This is a genomic window from Halomonas sp. N3-2A (genome assembly GCF_002216165.1).
Taxonomy (GTDB): domain Bacteria; phylum Pseudomonadota; class Gammaproteobacteria; order Pseudomonadales; family Halomonadaceae; genus Vreelandella.
This window is the reverse complement of sequence record NZ_CP022286.1, coordinates 3,054,170-3,076,332: the sequence shown is the minus strand read 5'-3', so window position 1 is coordinate 3,076,332 and position 22,163 is coordinate 3,054,170. Positions and strand designations below refer to the sequence as shown.

Sequence of the window (22,163 nt, the reverse complement as noted above, 5' to 3'; positions counted from 1 at the left end):
CATCAATGAGGTTTCTTACTATGCAACGTATGACTGCTCTGTTCTCTGCTGCTCTTCTCGCTACTGGTCTGCTGGCTGGCACCGCTCATGCACAGGAAGCCCAAGACCCCGCTCAGGATCCGATGGCGGCCCAACAAGCGCCCGCTCAGGATTTCTCTGATGAGCAGCTACAGCAGTTTGCCGATGCTTCTCAAGAAATCGCCGTGATCTCACAAGAGTACACACAGCGTCTGCAGGAAGCAGAAGATGAAAACGCCCAACAGGAAGTTCGCGCTGAAGCCAACGACCGCATGATCGAAGTCGTTGAAGATAGCGGTCTAGATGTTGATACCTTTAACGCCATTGGTCAGTCAATCCAGCAAGATCCTGAAATGATGCAGCGTGTTCAGGAAATGGCTAACCAGTCATAATTAGTCCCCGTCAGATAGCGTTGTGGATAGTGACAGATTTTCCTTAACCTGCGAAGTATTCTGTCCTGCTGCTGCCAGTCTGTTACTGCACAAAGCCCAGCGTTTTTCGCTGGGTTTTTTGCTTTTGTTCACTCTCATTTGTGATTGAAGGGTTTACGGTACACGCTATCCAAGACAAACTTCATCTATTGATGATGCTGCCGCGCCAAGTGCAGGAGATCGCATGGATGTTGAACTGTTAGAAATACGTCAGCATATGGGGCAGTTTCCCCCGTTCGATGGTTTATCGGATGCATTGCTAGACGCCATAGCTGAGCAAGTAGAAGTGCGCTATTTCAAAACCGGTAGCGACATTTTAGAGCTCAACGATATGCTTGATGAGCTGTGCTTTATCCGTAGCGGTGCCGTTGAGGTTTATCGTCGTCAGGGCGAGCTATATAACCGCTTGGGTGAAGGGGATATCTTTGGCCACTTTAGTCTGCTTCGAAACCATAAAGTGCGCTTTCCAGCCAAAGCGATCGAAGACACGCTGATTTACTTTATTCCCAACGCTGTCTTTCAGCGGTTATGTGAAGAAGATGACGATTTTGCGGACTTTGTTGAGCTCGAACGTCCCCGTTTAGAAACCGCTGCAGAGCAGCAGAAAAAATCTAACGACATGATGGTCACGCGAATACGCAAATTGGTGACGCGTTATCCCGTCATGGTTGAATCCACCACTACCGTCCAGCAAGCCGCTAAGCAAGTGAACGAGGCTCAAGCGTCGGCGGTGCTAGTAATTAATGAAGGCAGCGATAATCCGCGTTATAGCTTTCAGGACAGCGAAGGCAAAACCTGGCAAATGTGCGGTATTCTGACGGATAGTGACTTCCGTACCCGCATTGTAGCTGAAGGGCTGTCAGCGCAAACGGCCATTGGCGAGGTTGTTTCCGAACGGTTAATTACCATTCAGTCGGATGCGTCGGTTTACGAAGCCATGCTGACGATGCTGCGTAACAATGTTCACCACTTACCGGTGCTTTATCGCCAGCGTCCGGTTGGGGTTGTTCACCTCTCCGATATTATTCGTTACGAGACGCAAAGTGGGCTGTACCTAGTAAGCAATATTTTCAACCAGTCCAGCGCCCAGGGGTTAGCCAAACTTGCGCCAGATGTGCGCGCAGCTTTTGTAAGAATGGTGCAAGAAGGTGCTAATTCGCAGATGGTGGGGAGTGCCCTGTCGACCATTGGGCGTAGTTTTACGCGGCGACTGCTAGAGCTTGCCGAAGAAGCGCTGGGGCCACCGCCGGTACCTTACTGCTTTATGGTTAACGGCTCCATGGCTCGAAATGAGCAAAGTATCGTCACTGACCAGGATAATGCACTGGTCTTGTCAGACGACTTCAATCCCGACGAGCATGACGACTACTTCCACGCGTTAGCTGCCTTTGTTAGCGATGGCTTAGATGCCTGCGGTTATACCTACTGTAAAGGCGATGTGATGGCGACTAACCGCCAGTGGCGTCAGCCGTTGCATGTTTGGAAGCGCTATTTCCAAGATTGGATGGCGAACCCAACCCCTGAACGACTACTCCATAGTTCGATTTTCTTCGATTTAGACAGCATTTACGGCGAAGACCATTTTGTTGAAGCACTCCAGGATTTGATTGCCCAAACGGCGCCCCAGTCGCCACTGTTTTTGGCGGCCATGGCCCGTAATGCGCTGAATCGAACACCGCCGCTTGGGTTCTTCCGCACGTTTGTGATGGAAAAAGATGGCAAACATAACAACTCAATCAACCTAAAGCGGCGTGGTACTGCTCCGATGGTTGATCTTATTCGGGTACATGCGCTGGCCTGTGGGTCTAAAGCGCAAAACTCGTTCCAGCGCTTAAACGATATTAGCAATACTCAGCTACTGGCGACGGGCGTTAGCGACAAACTGAGCTATGCACTGGAGTTTTTATGCATGTCGCGGATTCGTCATCAAGTGATTGACCTACAGGAAGACCGTTTCCCCGATAACAATATCGAACCGGAGAATGTTGAGGATAGCGAGCGCCACACGCTTAAAGATGCTTTCCAAGTACTCAACAACGCGCAAAAATTCTTAAAGTTCCGCTACCCAATACCCACTCAGCGGCAGGGGCGATAATATGCGTGGAATTCGGCCCCGCCAAAAAGTAGTTCAAGCTAACTGGATAGGCTATATGGCTGAGCGTGCCGAAAAGACCCATGATGGTGCGCTTAGGGAATTTTTCGCAACACCGCTACCTAGTCCGGATACGCCTATCGCGCAAGTGCCGATGGTTGCGTTAGATATGGAAACAACCGGTTTGGACGAGCGGCGTCATGCGATTGTCAGCATTGGGGTGGTGCCTTTCACACTGGATCGCATTCCGCTTGCTCAGCGTCGCTACTGGGTAGTGAAACCCTCGCGACCCTTAGATGAGGCGTCCATTGCTTACCATCACATCACTCATTCTGAAATCGCCACTGCCCCGGACTTTGATGCCGTGCTGGATGAGCTCCTAGCGGTGCTGGCAGGGCGACTTGTGGTGGTACATTTTCGCAACATCGAACGCCCGTTTCTTGATGCTGCCGTAAAGGCACGACGGGGAGACGGGGTGATGTTCCCGATGATCGATACGATGTCGCTTGAAGCGCGCATGCATCGACAAACGTTATGGGCACGGTTTCGCCGTTGGTTAGGGCGTCCGCCTGTTTCGATTCGTTTAAATGCCAGTCGAGAACGCTATGGCCTGCCTGTCTATCAAGGACATCACGCGCTGGTTGATGCATTGGCGACAGCCGAACTGTTACAAGCGCAGATCAGTCATCACTACACGCCTGAAACGCAGTTGAAAGATATTTGGGTTTGAGCAGTGCAGCGTTATTTAACGCAAACGGGCAGCCATTTGGCTGCCCGTTTGCGATTCGGTGCAATGGTTAGCGATTCACATCATACCGCTTTAGGCTCGCTCATCAGCCCTTTGATAATGGCATAACATGCCACCAGCAAGATGATGGTGAACGGGAAACCGGTAGAAACCGCCATAGTTTGCAGTGCGGTCAGACCACCGCCAAGCAGCAACGCAATTGCGATAGCCCCTTCGATAATCGCCCAGAACACGCGCTGAGGCTTCGGTGCATCCACCTTGCCGCCTGCAGTAATGGAGTCGATAACCAGTGAGCCTGAGTCAGAAGAGGTCACAAAGAAAATAATGACCAGTAGAATCGCAACAAACGAGGTGATTTGTGACAGCGGTAGTTGTTCAAGCATGATGAACAGCTGCAGATCCACACCGGCGTCGCGCACGGCTTCAATACCTTCGCTAACGTACTGATCAATGGCGGTGCCGCCAAAGGTGGTCATCCACAGTACCGATACCACGGAGGGTACAATCAGTACCGAGACTAAGAATTCACGAACGGTGCGGCCACGAGAAACCCGTGCGATAAACATACCTACGTACGGGGACCAGGAGATCCACCAAGCCCAGTAGAAGGCCGTCCAGCCTTGGCTAAAGTTCGCATCTTCACGGCCGAACGGATTCGATAGAGCCGGCAGGTTAACGGCGTAGCTAATTAGGTTTTCAAAGAAGCCTGTCGCAATAAGCAGTGTTGGACCCACGGCAATAACGAAGAACAGCAGCAAAGCCGCCATGGCGATGTTGATTTTTGAAAGCAACTGAACGCCTTTGTCGACACCGGCCATAACCGACCCGATAGCAATAATCGTGATGCCGATGATGAGCAGAATCATCGTGATATCGCTTTCTGGTGCGCCAAACAAGTAGGTTAACCCTGCCGCTGCTTGAGTCGCCCCCAAACCAAGCGATGTCGCTAGGCCAAACAGCGTGGCAAAGACCGCCAGAATGTCGATTAAATGCCCCGGCCAACCCCAGACGCGCTCACCCAGAATTGGGTAAAATACCGAGCGCATAGACAGCGGTAGCCCTTTGTTGAACGAAAATAAGGCAAGTGACAGCGCTACTACTGCGTAAATCGCCCAGGGGTGAAGGCCCCAATGAAAGATAGTCGCTGCCATACCCAGCGCAGCTGCGCCTGCAGCATCGCCCTCCGCACCCGCTAATGGTGCCCAGCTACCTCCATCAAAAGAGGTACCAAAGTGGGTCAATGGCTCGTTAACGCCAAAGAACATCAGGCCGATGCCCATGCCCGCAGCAAATAGCATTGAAAACCAGCCCACATAGGTAAAATCGGGCTTTGCATCAGCGCCGCCGATGCGAATTTTACCGAGTGGCGAAACAATTAACCCAAGACACAGGATAACGAAAACATTGGCGGCAAGTATAAAGAACCACGCTAAATTACCGGTCAAGAAACTAAAAATGGCGTCATACACCGGTGCGATAGTGTCTTGTAGCGCGAGGGTTAATACGACAAACAGAAGCACCACAATCGACGAAATGGTGAATACCTTGCCATGTAAATCAAGGCTCACCCCCATCGTGGTGGTAGTGATGTTGTCTTGACCGATAACGTAATCGGTATCTATTAGATTCGCTGGGCCGTCAGGGGCGGGTATGCCCTCTGATACTGGCTCGTTTTGGGAGCGTTTTGGGTCAGGATTATCCACTTTAGCCTCTCCATGTTAAACAAAAACGGCTATGCATTCGAGGAGTACTATGTTTTGACATCAACATCGTTTTGACATCAACATCTCACTCCTAGCAAGCATTAGCTGGCGGGCGTACCATCCGTACAATAGCAAATATTGCTTAAGCTTTATTCAACGGGCTGCACACAGTCTTGATAATTAGCTTTTGCTAAAACGATATTTAGGCTGACAACAGAGAGCCGCAGCCCTCCGTTGTCCCTATCGCCAGACTGACGACATTAACTATTCAGCCACTGCTCGACGACATCTTGATTATCTTCAACCCACTGCTTAGCATTTTCGTAGGGGTCGCTGTCATCTTCCTGGTTCATCAGCATGACCTCACCCATCTGCTCGGGTGTCCACTCGAAGGCGTCAAGGATGGCGTAGGCTTCTGGCATGTCATCTTTTAGGCCTTGGCGCACCACCGTGTGAATCTGCTCAGCACCGCCATAGACATTTTCCGGGTCTTCGAGGTATTTCAGGTCGAAGCGGGCAAACATCCAGTGTGGTGTCCAGCCAGTTACGACGACATCCTCTTCATTGTTAATCGCGCTTGAAAGTGCTGCGGTCATGGTGGCACCGCTACCGCTACGCAGGCGCAGCCCGAGGTCATAGGTATCCACGACCTCTTCGGACAGCGCCATTAGGCCTGCACCGGGGTCAATACCGATGATCTCGCCGTTAAAGCTGTCGGCGTTGTCGTTTAGGTCAGCAATAGAATCGACATCTGTATAAGCCGGTACTACCAATCCCAGCTTGGTGCCATCCAAGTTCATGCCGAGATCTTCAATATTGTCACCTACACGCTCCATGTAGTCAGCGTGAGTCGTGGGTAGCCAAGCGGCGACGATGGCATCGGCGTCGCCAGTGGAAAGTGCTTGGAACATAGCGGCGGCAGAAAGCGACGTCAGCTCAACATCGAAACCAGCTTGCTCTAATACAGCAGCGACGACGTTGGTAGAGGCTACTTCAGACGACCACTCAACATAGGCAAGGTTGACGGTGCCCTGATCTTGGGCATGGGCCAGACTGCCAGCGGCAATGCCAGTGCCTGCAATGAGGGCTAATGAGGCGAGGCGGATGCGGTGATTCAACGTACGAGTTTTCATTCACTTGCTCCTTGGGGAAATAGTCGCGGCCTTAATCAATCGTGCGAGAAAGCGCCACAACCGTAGTAAACAGGTTCTCAAATGCACTTTATATAAGGATTTGAATGCACGACCAGCATGCGTATGCAAAAAGAGTGAATCAAGATGGCCTATAAACACAACGCGACTGTCGCTGCGTGACCTTTCATAGCTTGGTTCACTGTGAGCGGCGCGTTTTCCGTAGTGACTGAGTTAAACGGTCAAGTAGCATGGCCAGAATGACCACGGCAATACCCGCTTCAAAGCCATCACCGGGGCGTAGTCGCTGAATAGCGCGCCACACTTCGCTACCCAGGCCATCTGCACCAATCATGGCGGCGATAACCACCATCGAAAGTGCCAGCATAATGGTCTGGTTAATACCCGCCATCACCGTAGGTAGCGAGAGCGGAAGCTGAACCTTGAAAAGTTTTTGGCTGCGCGTTGCGCCATAGGCATCGGCGGCTTCAATAAGCTCAACCGGCACCTGGCGAATACCTAACGTTGTGAAGCGAATCGCAGGCGGCATCGAGAAAATTACCGTTGCAAAAATGGCGGATACAGAACCAATGCCGAAAAACGGAATGGCTGGTATCAGGTAAACAAAGGCAGGCATGGTCTGCATAAAGTCCAATATCGGCATGATCAATCGGTACAGCCGATTAGACAATGCCGCAGCAATGCCGACAGGCAATGCGATAACCACGGCAACCAGGGTTGCGAAAACCACCAGCGTGAGCGTCTCAATCATCGGGTTCCAGAGACCCAGATTCCAAATCAAGGCTAGCCCGGCGACTGAACCAATCGCTAAGCGAGCACCCGCTAGCTTCCAGCAGAGTAGGGCGATTAACCCAAGTAGCGCCCACTCAGGTAGCCACATCAAGCTATCGTTCAAAACATCAATGCCGGTTTGAGTAAAGCGGGAAATTGCCCGGGTGACGGCTGAATATTCGCTGGTCAACCAGGTCAGGCCACTTTCGATCCAATCGCCAAGGGGGATGCTTGGAATATCCATTACTGTTCTCCTGCCCGTGCTAATTCATCCAGTACTGCGCCCTTCACAACGACACCTAGCAACCGCCGCTGCTCGTCAATGACGGCGATGGGAAAGCTTTTATCGCTAAACATAGCGAACAGGTTTTGCAGGGGTTCCTCAGGGGGGACTTTGCGGAAGTCTTGAGTCAGGTGATCAATAATAGTATCTGACTTGGCATCAATCGCCTTGCTCGCCTCATCGGCCTCTAACAGGCCGATGAGGCGGCGGTCACGATCAGTGACATAAATTGAATCAATACTGTGGTCACGCATACGATGTAGTGCAGTGCGCGGGCCGTCGCTTTCGCGGGCGGTAGAGCGCACGGGGCGCATGGCGCTCTCGGCGGTTAATACACGCGAACGATCGACACCTTCGATAAAGCGGCGCACATAGTCATCAGCAGGTTGGGTTAATATTTCTTCAGGTGTACCAATCTGAACGACTTCGCCATCTTTAAGCAGCACGATGCGATCACCAATATTGAGCGCTTCATCTAAATCATGGGTAATGAAGACGGTTGTTTTCTGCATTTTAGATTGCAGTTGCAACAGCTCTTGCTGCATATCCTTGCGGATTAAAGGGTCCAGCGCTGAAAAGGCTTCATCCATTAATAGCACGGTGGAGTCATTCGCCAGGGCGCGGGCTAGGCCGACACGCTGTTGCATACCGCCGGAAAGTTGATTCGGATAAGCCTCTTCCCAGCCATCTAGCCCCACTTGGGTTAGCGCGTTTTGGGCAATTTGCTTACGCTCAGCTTTATCGACACCGCGGATTTCAAGCCCGAACTCGGCGTTTTGGCGTACAGTACGGTGTGGGAACAGTGCAAAGTTTTGAAAAACCATAGAAAAGTGGCGGCGACGACACTCTAACAGCGCCTTTTCGCTTAACGTGGGAATATTCTCGCCATCAATGATTATTTCGCCTTCGGTGGTATCAATCAAGCGGTTCAAACACCGAATTAACGTTGACTTGCCAGAACCAGAAAGCCCCATAATGACGAGTAGTTCGCCTTCATAGACATCGAATGAGATGTTTGAAAGGCCTAACGTTTGACCAGTTTTCTCAAGAATTTCAGGGCGTTTTAAACCTTGGTCACGAAGTTCAAGGGCTTTTTTCGGCTGCTTGCCAAATACCTTGCTTAAGCCGCGAACCTGAATTTTGACAGGGCGAGTCTCGTCCATCAGCGATGCCTTTTGCGTGAATGAGCAGCCTTGTGTCGTTGCTCAGCTCGCTTTCTGGTACCAGATGGCTTTCCCTGCAAACAGCGACACAAAACGGTTCATAATTAGAATTTAAGTTTTGGTTTGGTTATTTATTAATATTTATTATACATAAGTGGACAGGGTGTGTCACAACGCCTCCTCCGCTAAACGTCAAAAGGTGTCACATGTGTCAGTTTTAACCCTTAGCAACAATTTTCTGGACATAGAATTAATCTGGTGTTTTTTATAAGATATTGATTTTTATATAAAAATTATATTTTTTGGTTTTTTGGTATGAGCTATGCAGTAGATTAAGCAGTTAATCGATATTTTGGCTAGAAGGAAGGTAAGACTAATGGATAATCAAGTTACCAAACGCCCCCGTGTTCTTACATTGTGCATGTTAGCAGCTACCGTTAGCACATTAGCCCTTGCTGGTTGTGGTAGCGATGAAGAACCCATGCCGCCTGCCGAACAGCCAGAAACGATGGAACAAGATGCGACTTCCTCTACTGAACAGGCAACTACTGCAAGTGATGCTACCGCATCGGATACTACTTCTGACCCCATGATGAACGATGAGCCTGCAGCGTCAGATGACTCCGCCATGGGCGATCCTGGACTAAGTGATGAAGCAGCGGCATCACAAGAACCTATGCCCGGTGAAGAGTCTATGACCGGCGAAGGATCTATGCCCAATGAAGAGGCTAGCAATCCAGAAGATCCTGAAGAAACCCCAGGATTTGGTGAAGGTACTGACCCGATGCCAGGTGCTGATGAGAATGACGATGAGATGAATAGCGGCCAGTAATCGTTAACGCTCCCTACGATGATAAGCCGACCCAGCTGTCTGTTCCCTGCGGCTGCTCCACACGGTTTATCATCCTTTTCCCCCGCGCCAGCGGGGTTTTTTTGTGGCAGTGACTATGTTTGAGAGACTGAGTTTAAAAGACTAAGTTGGAAAGCCATCTTTAAAAAGAGGCTATCCAACGTGTGCCCCATTTTTTGCATGTAGTGCATAGCCTGTCGGCATATACACAGATAGCCGGTCTCACTGGTTAGTGGCCGGCTATTTGCGTTAATTTATTCCTCGTTATCTTCCAAACGACGATAAAGCGTTCGTCGAGCAATACCCAGCACTTCAGCCGTTCGCCGTTTATTGCCGCCGGTGGCCTCTAACACTTTGCGTATGTAGCGCTTTTCTACTTCTTCGAGGCTGGGCCAGCGGGTAGGTGCAGGTGCTGGCACTTGAGTGCCAGGTAACACTTCACCAGTAAGTGTCGGCGTTATTTCTGAGCCGTTATGTTGGTTAGCCTGTTCGCGTAAACGCTCTGGCAAATCTTGGTGCTGCAATATGCCTTCTTCGCTCAGCGTTACGGCTCGCATAATGGCGTTTTCCAGCTCGCGTACGTTGCCGGGGTAGGTGTAGTTCAACAGGCTATTTAGCGCTTCGGGCTCGATTTGTTCAATCTGCTTACTTTGCGCTTCGGCGTGCTTGTCGATTAATGCAAACACAAGATGCTCTATATCGGTGCCACGCTCACGCAGTGGAGGAATGCGCAGCGAGAACGTCTCAAGGCGATAGAACAAGTCACTGCGAAAATTCTCTTGTTCGATCTCTTTTTCAAGATTGCGATGGGTTGCGGCAATGATGCGAACATCTACCGGCTCCTCACGCTCGCCGCCAACGGGTCGTACCGTCTTTTCTTGCAGCGCGCGCAGCAGTTTGGCTTGAAGATTAACCGGCATTTCGCCAATCTCATCCAAAAACAGGCTACCGCCTTGAGCGCTATGAAACAGACCCCGGCGCGCTTCGTTAGCCCCGGTGAATGCCCCTTTTACATGACCAAAAAACTCACTTTCCATTAGATCGGCAGGAATGCTGGCACAGTTAACAGGCACAAAGGGTGCTTCGTGGCGTTTGCTTTCTTGATGGATAGCGCGAGCTAATAGCTCTTTACCGGTACCGCTTTCGCCCAGAATCAAAATAGGCGCATCGCTTTTAGCCAGCCGAGATGCATCATGAAACAGAGACTGCATTGCTGAGCTTTTTCCGACAATGCCGTGAAACTGGCTCAACTCAGTATCGTGGGAGAGAGACAAGCGCTGGCGCTCTAAGACGCGGAAGACTGCCTCGCGAATGGCATCTAAATCCAATGGTTTAGTTAGAAAGTCATCGGCTCCCAGCTTTAGCGCCTCGACGGCTTGGTCAATGGTGCCAAAGGCAGTGATGACAATAATGCCCAGCTCGCTGCCGCTTTGACGCAGTTGCTGAAGTAGCTGAATGCCGGTCATTCCTGGAAGACGTACATCCGTAATCATCATCGCCACAGCTGTATGGCTTAGTAGCGCCAAGGCGTCTTCGGCACTGGGAACGCCTAGCGTGTCATAGCCCGCGTCGTTGAGCTCTTCTTCTAATAACTCACGTATAGCGGCGTCATCTTCCACTACCAATAAAGGTAAAAGGTGTTCCTGATGGGTCACAAACGTTTTCCTCAAGCGGATGCGGTTTCACTAAGGGGGAGCGTAATCTCGAATCCAGCGCCGCCAAGGCCGCTATCAAATACGCCAATCGTCCCGCCGTGGTCGTTAATAATGCGATGCACCATGGAGAGCCCTAAGCCACTGCCTTGGCCCACCGGTTTGGTTGTAAAGAAAGGATCAAATACTTGCTGATGATGCGATGCTGGAATGCCCGGCCCGTCATCTTCCACCCAGAGCGTTAACTCTTCACTGTATTGCTTGGCACTAAGGCGTATGCAGCTAACATCTGGTGCTTGCGCTGCGTTGCGTAATAGATTGGTGAGTACCTGCACGATTTGCTGCCCATTGACCAATAAATGGGGGGTAGGGGAGGGAAGATCAATATCCAAGTGAATATTTCGTGGCTCCAGCTCCTCTTCCACTAACTCACTGGCACTCAGAATAAGCTGATCCAACGCTTGCGTGTCTTTCTCTACGTTATGTTGTCTGCCTAGCTCCATTAATTGGCGGACAATTTGAACAATTCTTTCGACTTCGCCTCGGATACGGCCTAATCGTGCACGTTCGTCATCGCCAATGGTGTCCCTGCGGGCTAAGCGCTGGGCTTGGCCATTGATGACGGTTAATGGCGCGCCAATTTCATGGGCGACACCGGCCGCCAAAACGCCTAACTCCGCCAGCTTTTTAGATTTGCGCAGGCGCTTTTCTAATTCGATTTCGCGCTGCCGACGGGCATCAATATCGCGATCTTTTTCTGCCATGGCATCTAGCATGCCGTTCAAGCCAGATGCTAAGCGGCGATATTCCGTCGGACCATCTACCGTAGCCCGTTGGCTGCGGTCGCCATCTTCCACAAGTAACATCACGTGCAAAAGACGGTTGAGCGGTCGTTCTATATAGTGCCTAAAGCCCCACCAAATGCTAAAAACAATACCGGCCGCTCCGATCACGAACACCAGAACTGCCACAATGCTGATAAAACCCGTGTAGTTTTCGATGCCGGTGTTAAGTCGGTTTACTTGCAGAACACCTTTCACCATGCCGTTTTGCGCCCGCAGCGGAATCAATGCTGAGTAGTACGTCCAGCCTTCCTGCTGGCGGTAATTGCTGTACAGATCATCTTGTTTGATAACCTGCTGAATTTCATCCGGCGAAAACAGGTCCTTGCCCAGACCAAGGCCATAAACTTCCCGGCCTTGGGTGTCGAACACATAAGCACCATAGATACGATGGAAGGAAAAAGCGGATTGCAACGCTTCTCCTAGTGGGGTGTCGCTATCACGAGTGACGGCGTAACTCAGTGATGTGCCCAGTGCACGGGTGATAATCTCAACTTCGGTTTGCAGCTTGGAGCGCACGTTATCTTCTAGCGACTTGATAGCCACTAGGCTAAAAACCACTAGAATGACAAACAGTGGCACGATGACCGTCAAAATAATTAAATTACGTAGTCGCATCAGGTATCCGTGATGAGTACCGGCTGTTCAGCAGTGAACAGCATTGGCAGCGTGCATAGATAGACAGTATAAATAAATAGACAGCATCAATAGGCAGTATAAAGAGTCGCGGTTCAGATAACGTTAGTGTGGGTTAATTAACCACCTGCAAACGGTAAAGGCTGCCCTGACCACCATCGGTTAGCAAATAAATGGCGTCGTTGGGACCTTGGCGCACATCGCGAATGCGCCCAATGTGGCCGTCAAGAATAACCTCTTCATCCACCACGTTGCCGTTTTCCAACTGCAGACGCAGTAATGTTTCGCTGGCTAAACCGCCAGCTAATAGCTGCCCCTGCCAGTCTCCAAACGCACTGCTGGTGACTTCGGTAAGACCCGAAGGCGCAAAACGGCCTTCAAAGCGGTAAACCGAGTCGACCATGCCGGGCTTCGATTCGACGCCAATCGGCTCATTAGTCCGGTAGTCATTCCCCAGGCTAACCTCTGGCCAGCCATAATTGCTGCCTGCTTTGATGTGATTAAGCTCATCGCCTGTGCGCGGGCCATGCTCGGTCGCCCAGGGTTCTCCATTGCTGCGTACGGTCAATCCTTGAATATTACGATTGCCCGTGGAGTAAATTTCATCCAAGGTGCTATCAGCGCCCACGAAAGGGTTATCGTCAGGAACACTGCCCGTATCCGTTAAGCGCAGCGTTGACCCCGCGTGGTCGTCGCTTGCCTGGGCACGGGATGGGTTAACGCCGCGGTCACCAATACTCATTAATAGTGTGCCGTCTGTTAGCCAAGCCAAACGCGAGCCGTAATGACGGCCGGGTGACGAGGCGCGATCCTGTTCAAAAAGGTGCTCGATCTCACCGAGTGAATCCCCTTGCCACTTAACCCGTGATAGTGCTGAGCGACTGTTATTGCCGTCTGGTTTGCTCCAGGTGAAATAAATCCAGTCATGTTCACCGTCACCAAAGGAAGGGTGCAAGGTGATATCGAGAAGCCCACCTTGCCCCTGGTGGCTGACCGTGGGCATTCCTTCGAGCGTTTGCTGGTTACCTGCCTGATCTACCAGGGTGAGTTGACCACGGCGTTCGCTGACTAAAAAACGCCCGTCAGGTAAAAAAGCCACTGCCCAGGGGCTGTTCAAGCCACTCGCCACACGTTCAAGTGACAAGGTCATTTGCTCGGTTTCGATCGCGTCGTGAACCATTTCTGCTTGAGCATTGCTAACAGTGCCCGCCAACATTAACCCACCAAGAGCTGTTAGAAACCAACGATAAGAAGGCGTCGTTAACACTGCTTGGCGTGCTTGTGATTGAGGTTGGCGCATCATGGTCACTCCTGTCGTCGGGGCCTTCGATGATCATGATGATCATGTTCCATGCCTAGCAGTGACTGCTTAAAGCGAACGGGGTTCCCTGTGTTGCCATATATCCGGCGGGCTAAATCAGGCGGGCTATAGCAAAAGCGCTATATCAAAAACGCTACATCAGAAATGCCAGCAGTATCGGTAAATACACCAGGGCAAGCAGCGTAGAGCAAAAAACGAGGCTGGCGACATAGGCCGGTTCGCGCTGGGCACGCTGGGCGAACAAGTAGTTAAACACTGCCACAGGCATGCACATTTGTAGCACCAGAATGCTTTGTGCCAGTGGGGGCAGGCCAACCCAACCCGCAATTAGCCACGCTGCCCCAGCGGCAAGGGGGATACGTACTAGGCTAAATCCGATGCCGGAACGCAGGCTTTTTACCTGGATGCTGGCTAGGGAAACCCCGAGCGTGATCAACATAAGCGGTACGGTGAAACCAGACATTAAGTCGACCGTATTGGCTAACCAAGGGGGCAGTGATGTGTCGGTTAACAGCAGCGCCATTGAGATTAAAATGGCATAGACGGTGGGCGTTTTTAGCAGCGTTTTAGTCGGGCTTCCGTTGCTGTTGAGAACGGCCCCTAAGGTGAACTGAAAGAGCGAGACCGTCACCATCACTGTAATACCGTAGGCAAACCCTGCGCTGCCAAAGGCATACAAAACAACAGGGAGTCCCATATTGCCGGTGTTGGGATACATCATCGGGGCAAGTAATACGCGCCAACTGCGGCGCAATAGTTTGGCGACCACAAAGCTCGCCGCGCCCATGGTAAGTATCACGATGGCCGTGGCAAACATCATCTGCCCAAAGCTATTGGCATCGATATTAGCCCCAGAAAGTGAGGCAAGCACCAGCGCGGGTGTGCCGATGTTAAACACCAAACGAGTAATGAAATCGACGGGGTAGGGATGCCCTAAGCGTACCCATAGATATCCCAGCCCAGCACCGGCGAGTACCGGCGCCATCACGGCAAAAAGTTCGGCGAGCATTACCATTCCTTGACGATGATTAGCGGCTCATTGTCGTTAATTAGGCCGCTAACTGGCAAGGCGAATTGGTTATTCAGCGTTAGCGGTGGTGTGGTTGGTTTGCCAAGCAGCCGGAACTTGCTCGCGTAAAAAATCGAGCAGTGCGTTAACTCGGCGCGAATGGTGGCCATAAGCGTACAACATGGTGATTGGCAGTGGGGCAGGTTCCCAGCCGGGCAAGCAGCTGACTAAATCACCGGGATGATGCTTCTCGCGTTTTTCAACCACCCAGTGGGGCAGTAGCCCAATGCCTTGACCATAAGCAATGGCATCAATTTGAAGCACCGTTAGATCGACACGCAGCCGCGAACGGGGCGCATTAAACAGAAAGTCGTCGTGATGAGCATGGTGGAATAGCAGGCCGCTAGAAGCACTATCGAGTAAATCAATCCACGCGTGTGATTCTAGCTCGCTTGGGTGCTGAGGGTAACCAGCGCTGGCAAGATAGCTGGGGTTGGCATAAAGGCCGCGAGTCAAGTGCCCTAAGCGCTCCTGATTGAGACCGCATTCGTGCGTTGCCCCTAGCCAGATGTGCACACTGTTACTGTGCATTTTAGTAGGCGGAGATTCTCGCGTGTGGAGGGTTAATTCCACCTTGGGATAGCGGGTTAAAAATGCATCAACGACACCTGCCATCCAACCCCGTGCCAATGCCCCGTGAACTTCCAGTGTTACTTTTCCGCTGATTTCCTCACGCAGTTCTGCCAGCGCTTCTTGGCTATGTGCCGCCATCGCTAGCAGTTCTGTGCAGTAGTTATGAAATAGCAGACCCGCTTCCGTAGGAATCAGCCGATTGGCTTGCCGCCTGAGCAGTGGCTGACCCAATCTTGCTTCTAACTGACTAATACGGCGACTCAGTGTCGATTTAGCAAGTCCTAGCTTTTGTGCGCTGCGCGTTAGACTACCGGTAGTCATCACATCGGCAAAGGCGGCGAGTTCATCAAAATCGTACATGGTCGGGGCCACTGGGCAACAATTGAAACGCTATTGTGCCATTTAATGATGTTAATGAAAATAATTGGCATTTGTGTTCCGGATGGCTGAACGCACTGTGCGACCTCTTTGTGTAAGAATTATGCAAAAATACGAATGTTAATGATTCGTATTTGATTGCAAGTGCTCTTTCACACTAAAGGAACCCTGCTATGTCTTCTCGTTTGCGTCGCACGCTATTGGCCGGTGCCATCTCTTCATTGGCCAGTAGTGCCGTGTTGGCACAAGAAACACCTCGGCTAGATGATGTTGTGGTTACCGCATCGGGGTTTGAACAGCAAATTTCCAGTGCGCCTGCTTCTATTAGCGTTATTTCTCGGGAAGAGCTTGAGCGTGGACACTATCAAAATGTCACCGACGCGCTGCGCGACGTACCGGGTGTGATCGTTACCGGTGGCGGCGCAGGTGACCGTGGCAATGATATTTCAATTCGTGGCATGCCTTCCCAATACACCTTGATTTTGGTAGATGGGCGTCCGCAAAACTCTCGGGAATCACGCCCGAATGGCAGCGCTGGGTTCGAGCAGGACTGGCTCCCGCCACTCCAAGCGATTGAGCGTATTGAAGTAGTGCGTGGGCCAATGTCGACGCTCTACGGCTCAGACGCTATCGGTGGGGTGATCAACGTAATTACCCGCAAGGTGGCCGATGAGTGGCACGGCAATGTACAGCTCGACACGGTGCTACAAGAAAACAGCAACTCGGGAGACAGCCGCCAAGCGAATTTCTACCTAAGCGGGCCGTTAGTGGGTGACCGGTTAGGTCTACAGCTTTATGGGCGTGCCTCAGAGCGGGATGAAGATGATATTTTGAACGGCTACGAAGAGAAAAGCCTGCAAAGCCTAACCGCACGGCTAAACTTCGCCGCTAACGATAATCACGACTTCACCGCCGAAGCTGGCGTTACCGAACAGGATCGTTACTCGCGGGTAGGGCGGTCTGGTGCTGCTGAAGGGTGTCGAGGTGGTTGCACCGACAGTATCGGCGAATACACCAACACTCACGTTGCGGTTACCCATAGTGGCCGCTTTGACTGGGGCACCAGCGAGACCTTTGTACAGCGTGAGCGTAGCGATAACAAATCCCGCGATATTGAAATTACCAATACTACCGCTAAGACCAGTGCAGTGATCCCACTAGGCATGCACCTAGTGACTGTTGGCGCGAGCTACGAAGAGGAGTCGCTGAACGATACCACCACCAACCGAATATCTAACCGGACCGAAATCGAAAATAGCCAACGAGCGCTATTTGTAGAAGATGAGTGGATGTTGACCGACACCTGGGCATTGACCGGTGGTTTACGCGTCGATGACGACGATAACTTCGGCAGCCACGTCAGCCCGCGCCTGTACAGCGTTTGGAATGCAACACCCGACTGGACCCTTAAAGGGGGCGTTTCAACTGGTTATCGCTCGCCAAGCCTACGTGAAATCACTCCCGATTGGGGGCAGGTCAGCCGTGGTGGCAATATTTACGGTAACCCGGACCTTAAACCTGAAACGTCGCTTAACAAAGAGATTGCACTGCTCTACGCCAATGATGCCGGTCTAAGCGGCAGCTTGACGCTGTTCCACAACGACTTTGAAGATAAGATTACGCGTATTGCTTGCCCTGTTGATATCTGTACCGATGGCCCTAATGATTTTGGCAGTGATCCTACTTATCGCGTCAACGTGGATGAGGCGATTACGCAAGGGGTAGAAGCCAGCCTGGCAGCGCCGTTGACAGATGCAGTGTCGTTAACGGCTAGCTATACCTTCACTGACTCTGAGCAAAAAAGTGGCCAATATGCTGGTGAGCCTTTGACGCAGCTACCGCGCCATCAGGTCTCGGCCACGCTTGATTGGCAGGTCAACTCGCGACTCAGCCAATGGACAAAAGTGAGCTACCGTGGCGAGGAGAGCCAGCCCACTACCGGCCCCTCCAGCCGCTCGGTGGTGGCACCTTCCTACACCTTTGTTGATGCAGGAATGGGTTACAAGCTCAACGATAGCACCACGGTGAACGCGGGTATCTACAACCTATTTGATGAGCGCATTACTTACGAAGAGTACGGCTACGTGGACGATGGTCGCCGTGTTTGGTTGGGACTGAATGTCGCGTTCTAGTGCCTGTTAGTACCTGTTTGCTATTAAACGTTGCGGCCACCTTATTAGGTGGCCGTGTTTTTGAGTGAACCACGTATTTATTTACGGATATTTATTCACGGATGTTGGGCTTGGGCAGGCTGCGTATTGCGTTTGCTAAGCTGCAGTACGCTTATCATCAATGCTGGCAGGAACGTCACCGTCACGATGGAAGCTCCCAGCAAGCCAAATAAGACAATCGCCCCGACACCACGGTAAAGTTCGGTGCCTTCACCGGGTAAAAATACCAGCGGCGAAAGCCCGCACAGGGTTGTCAGCGTGGTAATCGCAATTGGGCGCAGGCGGGTTTGCACCGCTTGAGATACGGCTTCCTGAACGGATAGTTGCTTATCGTGTAGTCGCCGCCGTGCCTGGTCGACTACCAGGATGGGGTTATTCACCACGGTTCCCATTAATATCAAAAAGCCCAGCATAGTAATCATATCGAAGGGCTGACTTAGTGGAGCGATGCCAATGAGTGGCAGTAGGCTGCCCACTGCATTCATGGCTGCCAGACCCATAATGCCACCCACCACGCCCAACGGAATTGAGGTAAGGATCAGCAGCGGGTAGCCCCAGTGAGAAAAAATCGCTACCAGTAGCAAATAGACAATCACAATGGCAATCAAGAAGTTGCTCATTAATGCTTCCCGCGTGGCATTTAACTGATCACTCGCTCCCGAAATCGAAATATCCACCGCCGATGGTAGTACCCCTTCATGGCGAAGTCGCTCCAGCATCCTCTCTGCCTGTTCAACTCCTGCTTCCAGGGCAATGCTGGGTGGTGGGATGACGTTCAGAGTCACCGTTCGGCTACTATCGACCCGACGAATAACACTGGTGTCCATAGTTTCATCAATGCTGGCGACGGCAGAAAGCGGCAGCGTCGCGCCGCTGGGGGTATGCAGCAGAAGGTTGGGTAGCTGGTCCAGAGGTAGCGACCGCTGGGGACCATAAAGATAAATATCAATCTTCTCGTCATCGAGAAAGAAGTCATCTACATAGGCACCTTCGGTGAGTGCGGCGACTGAAAAGCCGACATCTCCTGCCGCTAAGCCAAGCGCTGACGCCTGCGCCCAATTTGGGCGAATCTGAATCAGCGGCTGATCCAACGACAGCGAAGAAGGCTGGCTCTGAATGCGCGGATTGCCAAACTCATTGCGGGCTTCTCGGTAGAGGTTATTGGCGGCTTCATAAACGGTCGCCAAATCCGGGCCGGCGATATCCAGGTTGATACTCCGCGTGCCGCCATCGTTACTGGAAATGATCGAGCCTTTCGAGGCAAAGGCGCGCATTCCTGGGAAGCGCTCGTAGTAGCTGGTAAGTGCGTCCATTAACGCTTCGATATCACCAGGGTCCGCTGCTTCAGCGACGATAAACAGCCGCGTCGGGGCGACTCGCATGTTCATATAAGCCAGCGGCGGCACCTCGGTGTCGCCCGCTAAAAAAGCTGCTGGGTCAGCGTCTACATGGGGTAAAAAGTAATCCTCTACTTGCGCGGCGATTCCCGCCATCTCCTGCAGGCTATAGCCAGGCGGTGGGCTCATCACCGCAAAGGTTTTAGGTTCCTCGCCTTCGGGCAAGTACTCGGCGGGCGGAGTGAGCACAACGATAGTCCAGCTGCTGATCGCTAGCGTGGTTACCAGGATCGCTCCGCGCCGAAAAGGGGTGGCGATCAATCGATCAAGCCGCTTCCCTGCCCACGAAGGGCGTGAGGCCGTGGGGCTATCCTCATGCTCGTTGCGCATCGAAAAATTAAAGCGCGAACAGAGTGACGGCACCAGGGTAACTGCCACCAGCATTGAAGCGAAAATAGCAGCGGAAACGGCAATCGCTACATCAGAGTACAGTTGCCCAGCTTCTTCTTCGATAAACAGAATCGGTAAGAACACCAAAATGGTGGTGGCCGTCGATGCCAGCGTTGCGGGCCATACTTCCTGCACGCCGCGTAGCGCCGATTCAATGCGGTCGAGGCCTAAACGGCGGTATCGCTCAATATTTTCCAACACCACAATGCTGTTATCGACGCTCATGCCAATGGCAAAGGCAATGCCTGCCATGGAAATTACGTTAATCGTGCGCCCCGTGAGCATCAGCCCTAAAAAAGCAGCAATGGTGCAGAAGGGGATGCCAATAACGCCAATAAAGGTGGCGCGAGCGGAGCGCAAAAACAGATACATCACCAACGTTGCAAAGGCCGCCCCGAGTAGCAGATTGCTCCATACATTACTGACGGAAGCTTCCACATAGCGCACATCATCGGCAGTCAGCACCATTTCCATACCCGCCGGGCGCAGAATGCTGTCGTTAATAGCTGCCATTTCTTCTTCAATGGCGTATTTGATATCGATGACGTTAGCACCGCTTTCCCGCCGCAGGTCCATACCAATGCCCGGTTGGCCGTTATAAAACGATAGCTGGCTTAAGCGAGACTGCCCCTGGCGGACCTCGGCAACGTCGGCAAGCCGCACGATGCTATCGCCCTGGCGAGCGACAACCAGCTGCGCCAAGGCTTCAGCATCATCAAAGCGGCCCAGCGTGCGTATCAGGTAGCGGCGTTTACCGGCTTCTAATTCACCACCGGAGATATCCCGGTTACGCTGGGTGATGGCGTCGCGTAACTCGGTAAGTGAAACCCCGCGCTGAGCCAGCGCGCCAGGATCGACCAAAATTTGTAGCTGCCGCTGAGCGCCGCCATTGACGCCGACTTCCGAAACGCCTTTAACGCTTTCCATGCGGGGCCGCACACGGTCGTCGATAAAGTCGCTCATCAGTTGGATATCTAACGCCTTAGGGTTGCCGGGCAGTGTACCCACGTGAAAGCGCAAAAACGCGTCTGTCGAAAAGGCGGCAGAAACAATCCGTGGCTGGTCCACATTGGTGGGATATGACGATACTTGGCTGAGCGCGTTATTAACTTGAATCAGCGCAGCCGTCATATCCACGCTAAACGGGAATTCAAGCTCAATTTCAGCGCTGCCGCTTTCGGCCATCGCCGTCATGCGGGTAAGATTTGGCACATTGCGCAGGTACTGCTCCTGCTCAATGAGGATCTCTTTTTCGATATCCTGAGGTGTCGCTCCCGCCCAGCGCGTTTCGACCGTTATTGTGCGGGCTTCAATGTCGGGAATCATCTGAACGGGGATGCGCAGCGTGGCGGCAATGCCCAGCAGCAGGAAAATTAGCGCGATAACAGTGACCAGCGTTTGCTGGCGCAGTAGGGCTGCAAACATTACTCGCTCCCCGCTGCGATATCCTCAACACTGACACCTTCGACCAGCGATTCATTGCCACGAATGACGACTTGCTCATCACCAGAGAGGCCCTCGACAATTTCCACACGGTCGGCAAAGTTAATACCCAACTGCACGCGTTGCTCAGTAACCTGATAAGTGTTGTTTTCGTTAGGTGTGGCGACCCACACGGTGATTCGCCCGTCTGGGTAGCGGCTTAACGCATCGCGGGGAACCGTCAGCCCATCGCTGCCGGTCGACGCTCGCAGCACGGCATCCACTGCATTACCTGGGTACAGTGAAGCTGCTTCGGGCACATGGGCGCGTAATAGAAATGTGCGGGCGCTGGGGTCACTGATTGGCACTAGGGTGGCGATAGTGGTCTCGTGAGTTTGTTGCCCCGCACGTAGAGTGATAAACGCTTCGTCTTGAACGGCGGCATAAAAGGCTTCGGGCACCTGGAAATCAGCGCGCAGCTCATCAAGGTTAACGAGTCGCGCAACGCTATCTCCTGGCGTGACCCACTCACCGAGATTGACGCTGCGAGCGCTGACGACACCATCAAAAGGGGCGTTAATTGCATGGCGAGCCAGTAAGGCGTTTAAACGCGCTTGCTCCGCCGTTAAACGCGAGCGTGCGGCGCGGGCCACGTTAACGGCACTACGACGAGCACTCGCTTCAGTCGCCGCGATGTTACGCCCCACGCCCACCGATTCCGCTTCTCGCAGTAGTCGCTCTGCTTCCGCTAGTGTGGCCTGGGCCTCCTGCTCTGCGGCAGCCGCCGCTGCTACGTCAAAACGAGCCAGTTCGTCATCCAGCGCGATTAGCGTGTCTCCCTTGGCGACGTGGTCGCCAGGATTAACCGCTACCTGAATAATAAGCCCTGCTACTGATGCTGAGAGGAGGGCATCTTCCAGGGAGTTTACGGTGCCGACCAGGTTTGTTTCGGTATAAATTGGCTCGCGGTTGACGGGCGCCAGCTCAACCCTGGGGGCTGATTGCGCGAAAGACGCGCTAGAAAGCATTAGGCCGCAGAGCAACAGTAGAACCAAGGCAAGATAGCGGACGAGCGGGTGCGCGGTCATGACAGACAGTTCCC

Annotated in this window: 16 protein-coding genes; 5 read left to right on the top strand and 11 right to left on the bottom strand. The window is 52.4% G+C overall.

Features of this window, described 5'->3' with window-relative positions; all coding sequences use genetic code 11:
* Positions 1-20 precede the first annotated feature (20 nt).
* From CEK60_RS14345 to CEK60_RS14335, 3 genes are all read left to right on the top strand, one after another.
* Positions 21-410: a DUF4168 domain-containing protein gene (locus CEK60_RS14345; RefSeq protein ID WP_089039608.1), complete on the top strand. Its 390-nt coding sequence runs from the start codon at positions 21-23 to the stop codon at positions 408-410.
* A 223-nt stretch (positions 411-633) separates the two neighbouring features.
* Positions 634-2,544, top strand: a complete 1,911-nt coding sequence (locus tag CEK60_RS14340; protein ID WP_089039607.1) for a DUF294 nucleotidyltransferase-like domain-containing protein — start codon at positions 634-636, stop codon at positions 2,542-2,544.
* A gap of 1 nt (position 2,545) precedes the next feature.
* Entirely contained in the window at positions 2,546-3,271 is a 726-nt protein-coding gene (locus CEK60_RS14335; RefSeq protein WP_089039606.1) for a 3'-5' exonuclease, read from the top strand.
* 80 nt (positions 3,272-3,351) lie between these two features.
* Here CEK60_RS14335 and CEK60_RS14330 read toward each other — a convergent pair whose 3' ends face one another.
* From CEK60_RS14330 to CEK60_RS14315, 4 genes are all read right to left on the bottom strand, one after another.
* The gene (locus tag CEK60_RS14330) at positions 3,352-4,992 is read right to left on the bottom strand and encodes a BCCT family transporter (RefSeq protein ID WP_089039605.1); all 1,641 of its coding nucleotides are present in this window, start codon (positions 4,990-4,992) and stop codon (positions 3,352-3,354) included.
* Between the two features lie 260 nt (positions 4,993-5,252).
* Entirely contained in the window at positions 5,253-6,125 is an 873-nt protein-coding gene (locus tag CEK60_RS14325) for a glycine betaine ABC transporter substrate-binding protein (protein ID WP_089039604.1), read from the bottom strand.
* Positions 6,126-6,321: 196 nt separating this feature from the next.
* A complete protein-coding gene (locus CEK60_RS14320) occupies positions 6,322-7,158 on the bottom strand; it encodes an ABC transporter permease (protein ID WP_089039603.1) in 837 nt (278 codons plus the stop codon).
* Positions 7,158-8,360, bottom strand: a complete 1,203-nt coding sequence (locus tag CEK60_RS14315) for a quaternary amine ABC transporter ATP-binding protein (RefSeq protein WP_089039602.1) — start codon at positions 8,358-8,360, stop codon at positions 7,158-7,160. The genes CEK60_RS14320 and CEK60_RS14315 overlap by 1 nt, the downstream gene beginning before the upstream one ends.
* Positions 8,361-8,736: 376 nt before the next feature.
* Between CEK60_RS14315 and CEK60_RS14310 the strand changes: the two genes are divergently transcribed.
* Complete coding sequence (locus CEK60_RS14310; RefSeq protein WP_089039601.1) at positions 8,737-9,192, top strand: hypothetical protein; 456 nt, start codon at positions 8,737-8,739, stop codon at positions 9,190-9,192.
* Positions 9,193-9,464: 272 nt separating this feature from the next.
* Here CEK60_RS14310 and CEK60_RS14305 read toward each other — a convergent pair whose 3' ends face one another.
* From CEK60_RS14305 to CEK60_RS14285, 5 genes are all read right to left on the bottom strand, one after another.
* Positions 9,465-10,865: a sigma-54-dependent transcriptional regulator gene (locus CEK60_RS14305; RefSeq protein ID WP_089039600.1), complete on the bottom strand. Its 1,401-nt coding sequence runs from the start codon at positions 10,863-10,865 to the stop codon at positions 9,465-9,467.
* Between the two features lie 11 nt (positions 10,866-10,876).
* Positions 10,877-12,322 carry a sensor histidine kinase gene (locus tag CEK60_RS14300; RefSeq protein WP_089039599.1) on the bottom strand — a complete coding sequence of 482 codons (1,446 nt, stop codon included), beginning with the start codon at positions 12,320-12,322 and terminating at the stop codon, positions 10,877-10,879.
* A 133-nt stretch (positions 12,323-12,455) separates the two neighbouring features.
* Entirely contained in the window at positions 12,456-13,643 is a 1,188-nt protein-coding gene (locus CEK60_RS14295) for a PQQ-dependent sugar dehydrogenase (protein ID WP_446718632.1), read from the bottom strand.
* Between the two features lie 151 nt (positions 13,644-13,794).
* Complete coding sequence (locus CEK60_RS14290) at positions 13,795-14,670, bottom strand: AEC family transporter (protein WP_038477532.1); 876 nt, start codon at positions 14,668-14,670, stop codon at positions 13,795-13,797.
* Between the two features lie 69 nt (positions 14,671-14,739).
* A complete protein-coding gene (locus CEK60_RS14285; protein WP_089039598.1) occupies positions 14,740-15,663 on the bottom strand; it encodes a LysR family transcriptional regulator in 924 nt (307 codons plus the stop codon).
* A gap of 191 nt (positions 15,664-15,854) precedes the next feature.
* Here CEK60_RS14285 and CEK60_RS14280 point away from each other — a divergent pair, with 191 nt between their 5' ends.
* A complete protein-coding gene (locus CEK60_RS14280) occupies positions 15,855-17,813 on the top strand; it encodes a ligand-gated channel protein (protein WP_089039597.1) in 1,959 nt (652 codons plus the stop codon).
* A 95-nt stretch (positions 17,814-17,908) separates the two neighbouring features.
* Here the strand turns inward: CEK60_RS14280 and CEK60_RS14275 are convergent, their stop codons facing one another.
* Together CEK60_RS14275 and CEK60_RS14270 are read right to left on the bottom strand one after the other, a co-directional pair.
* A complete protein-coding gene (locus tag CEK60_RS14275; RefSeq protein WP_089039596.1) occupies positions 17,909-21,064 on the bottom strand; it encodes an efflux RND transporter permease subunit in 3,156 nt (1,051 codons plus the stop codon).
* Entirely contained in the window at positions 21,064-22,149 is a 1,086-nt protein-coding gene (locus CEK60_RS14270; RefSeq protein ID WP_089039595.1) for an efflux RND transporter periplasmic adaptor subunit, read from the bottom strand. Before CEK60_RS14270 ends, CEK60_RS14275 begins: the two co-directional genes overlap by 1 nt.
* Positions 22,150-22,163: the final 14 nt, after the last annotated feature.

What these genes read in the sequence shown, in the direction of transcription:
- CEK60_RS14345 (WP_089039608.1), top strand. Translation starts at nt 21, where the DNA reads ATGCAACGTATGACTGCTCTGTTCTCTGCTGCTCTTCTCGCTACTGGT.
- CEK60_RS14340 (WP_089039607.1), top strand. Translation starts at nt 634, where the DNA reads ATGGATGTTGAACTGTTAGAAATACGTCAGCATATGGGGCAGTTTCCC.
- CEK60_RS14335 (WP_089039606.1), top strand. Translation starts at nt 2,546, where the DNA reads ATGCGTGGAATTCGGCCCCGCCAAAAAGTAGTTCAAGCTAACTGGATA.
- CEK60_RS14325 (WP_089039604.1), bottom strand. Translation starts at nt 6,125, where the DNA reads ATGAAAACTCGTACGTTGAATCACCGCATCCGCCTCGCCTCATTAGCC.
- CEK60_RS14320 (WP_089039603.1), bottom strand. Translation starts at nt 7,158, where the DNA reads ATGGATATTCCAAGCATCCCCCTTGGCGATTGGATCGAAAGTGGCCTG.
- CEK60_RS14315 (WP_089039602.1), bottom strand. Translation starts at nt 8,360, where the DNA reads ATGGACGAGACTCGCCCTGTCAAAATTCAGGTTCGCGGCTTAAGCAAG.
- CEK60_RS14310 (WP_089039601.1), top strand. Translation starts at nt 8,737, where the DNA reads ATGGATAATCAAGTTACCAAACGCCCCCGTGTTCTTACATTGTGCATG.
- CEK60_RS14300 (WP_089039599.1), bottom strand. Translation starts at nt 12,322, where the DNA reads ATGCGACTACGTAATTTAATTATTTTGACGGTCATCGTGCCACTGTTT.
- CEK60_RS14295 (WP_446718632.1), bottom strand. Translation starts at nt 13,643, where the DNA reads ATGATGCGCCAACCTCAATCACAAGCACGCCAAGCAGTGTTAACGACG.
- CEK60_RS14290 (WP_038477532.1), bottom strand. Translation starts at nt 14,670, where the DNA reads ATGCTCGCCGAACTTTTTGCCGTGATGGCGCCGGTACTCGCCGGTGCT.
- CEK60_RS14285 (WP_089039598.1), bottom strand. Translation starts at nt 15,663, where the DNA reads ATGTACGATTTTGATGAACTCGCCGCCTTTGCCGATGTGATGACTACC.
- CEK60_RS14280 (WP_089039597.1), top strand. Translation starts at nt 15,855, where the DNA reads ATGTCTTCTCGTTTGCGTCGCACGCTATTGGCCGGTGCCATCTCTTCA.
- CEK60_RS14275 (WP_089039596.1), bottom strand. Translation starts at nt 21,064, where the DNA reads ATGTTTGCAGCCCTACTGCGCCAGCAAACGCTGGTCACTGTTATCGCG.
- CEK60_RS14270 (WP_089039595.1), bottom strand. Translation starts at nt 22,149, where the DNA reads ATGACCGCGCACCCGCTCGTCCGCTATCTTGCCTTGGTTCTACTGTTG.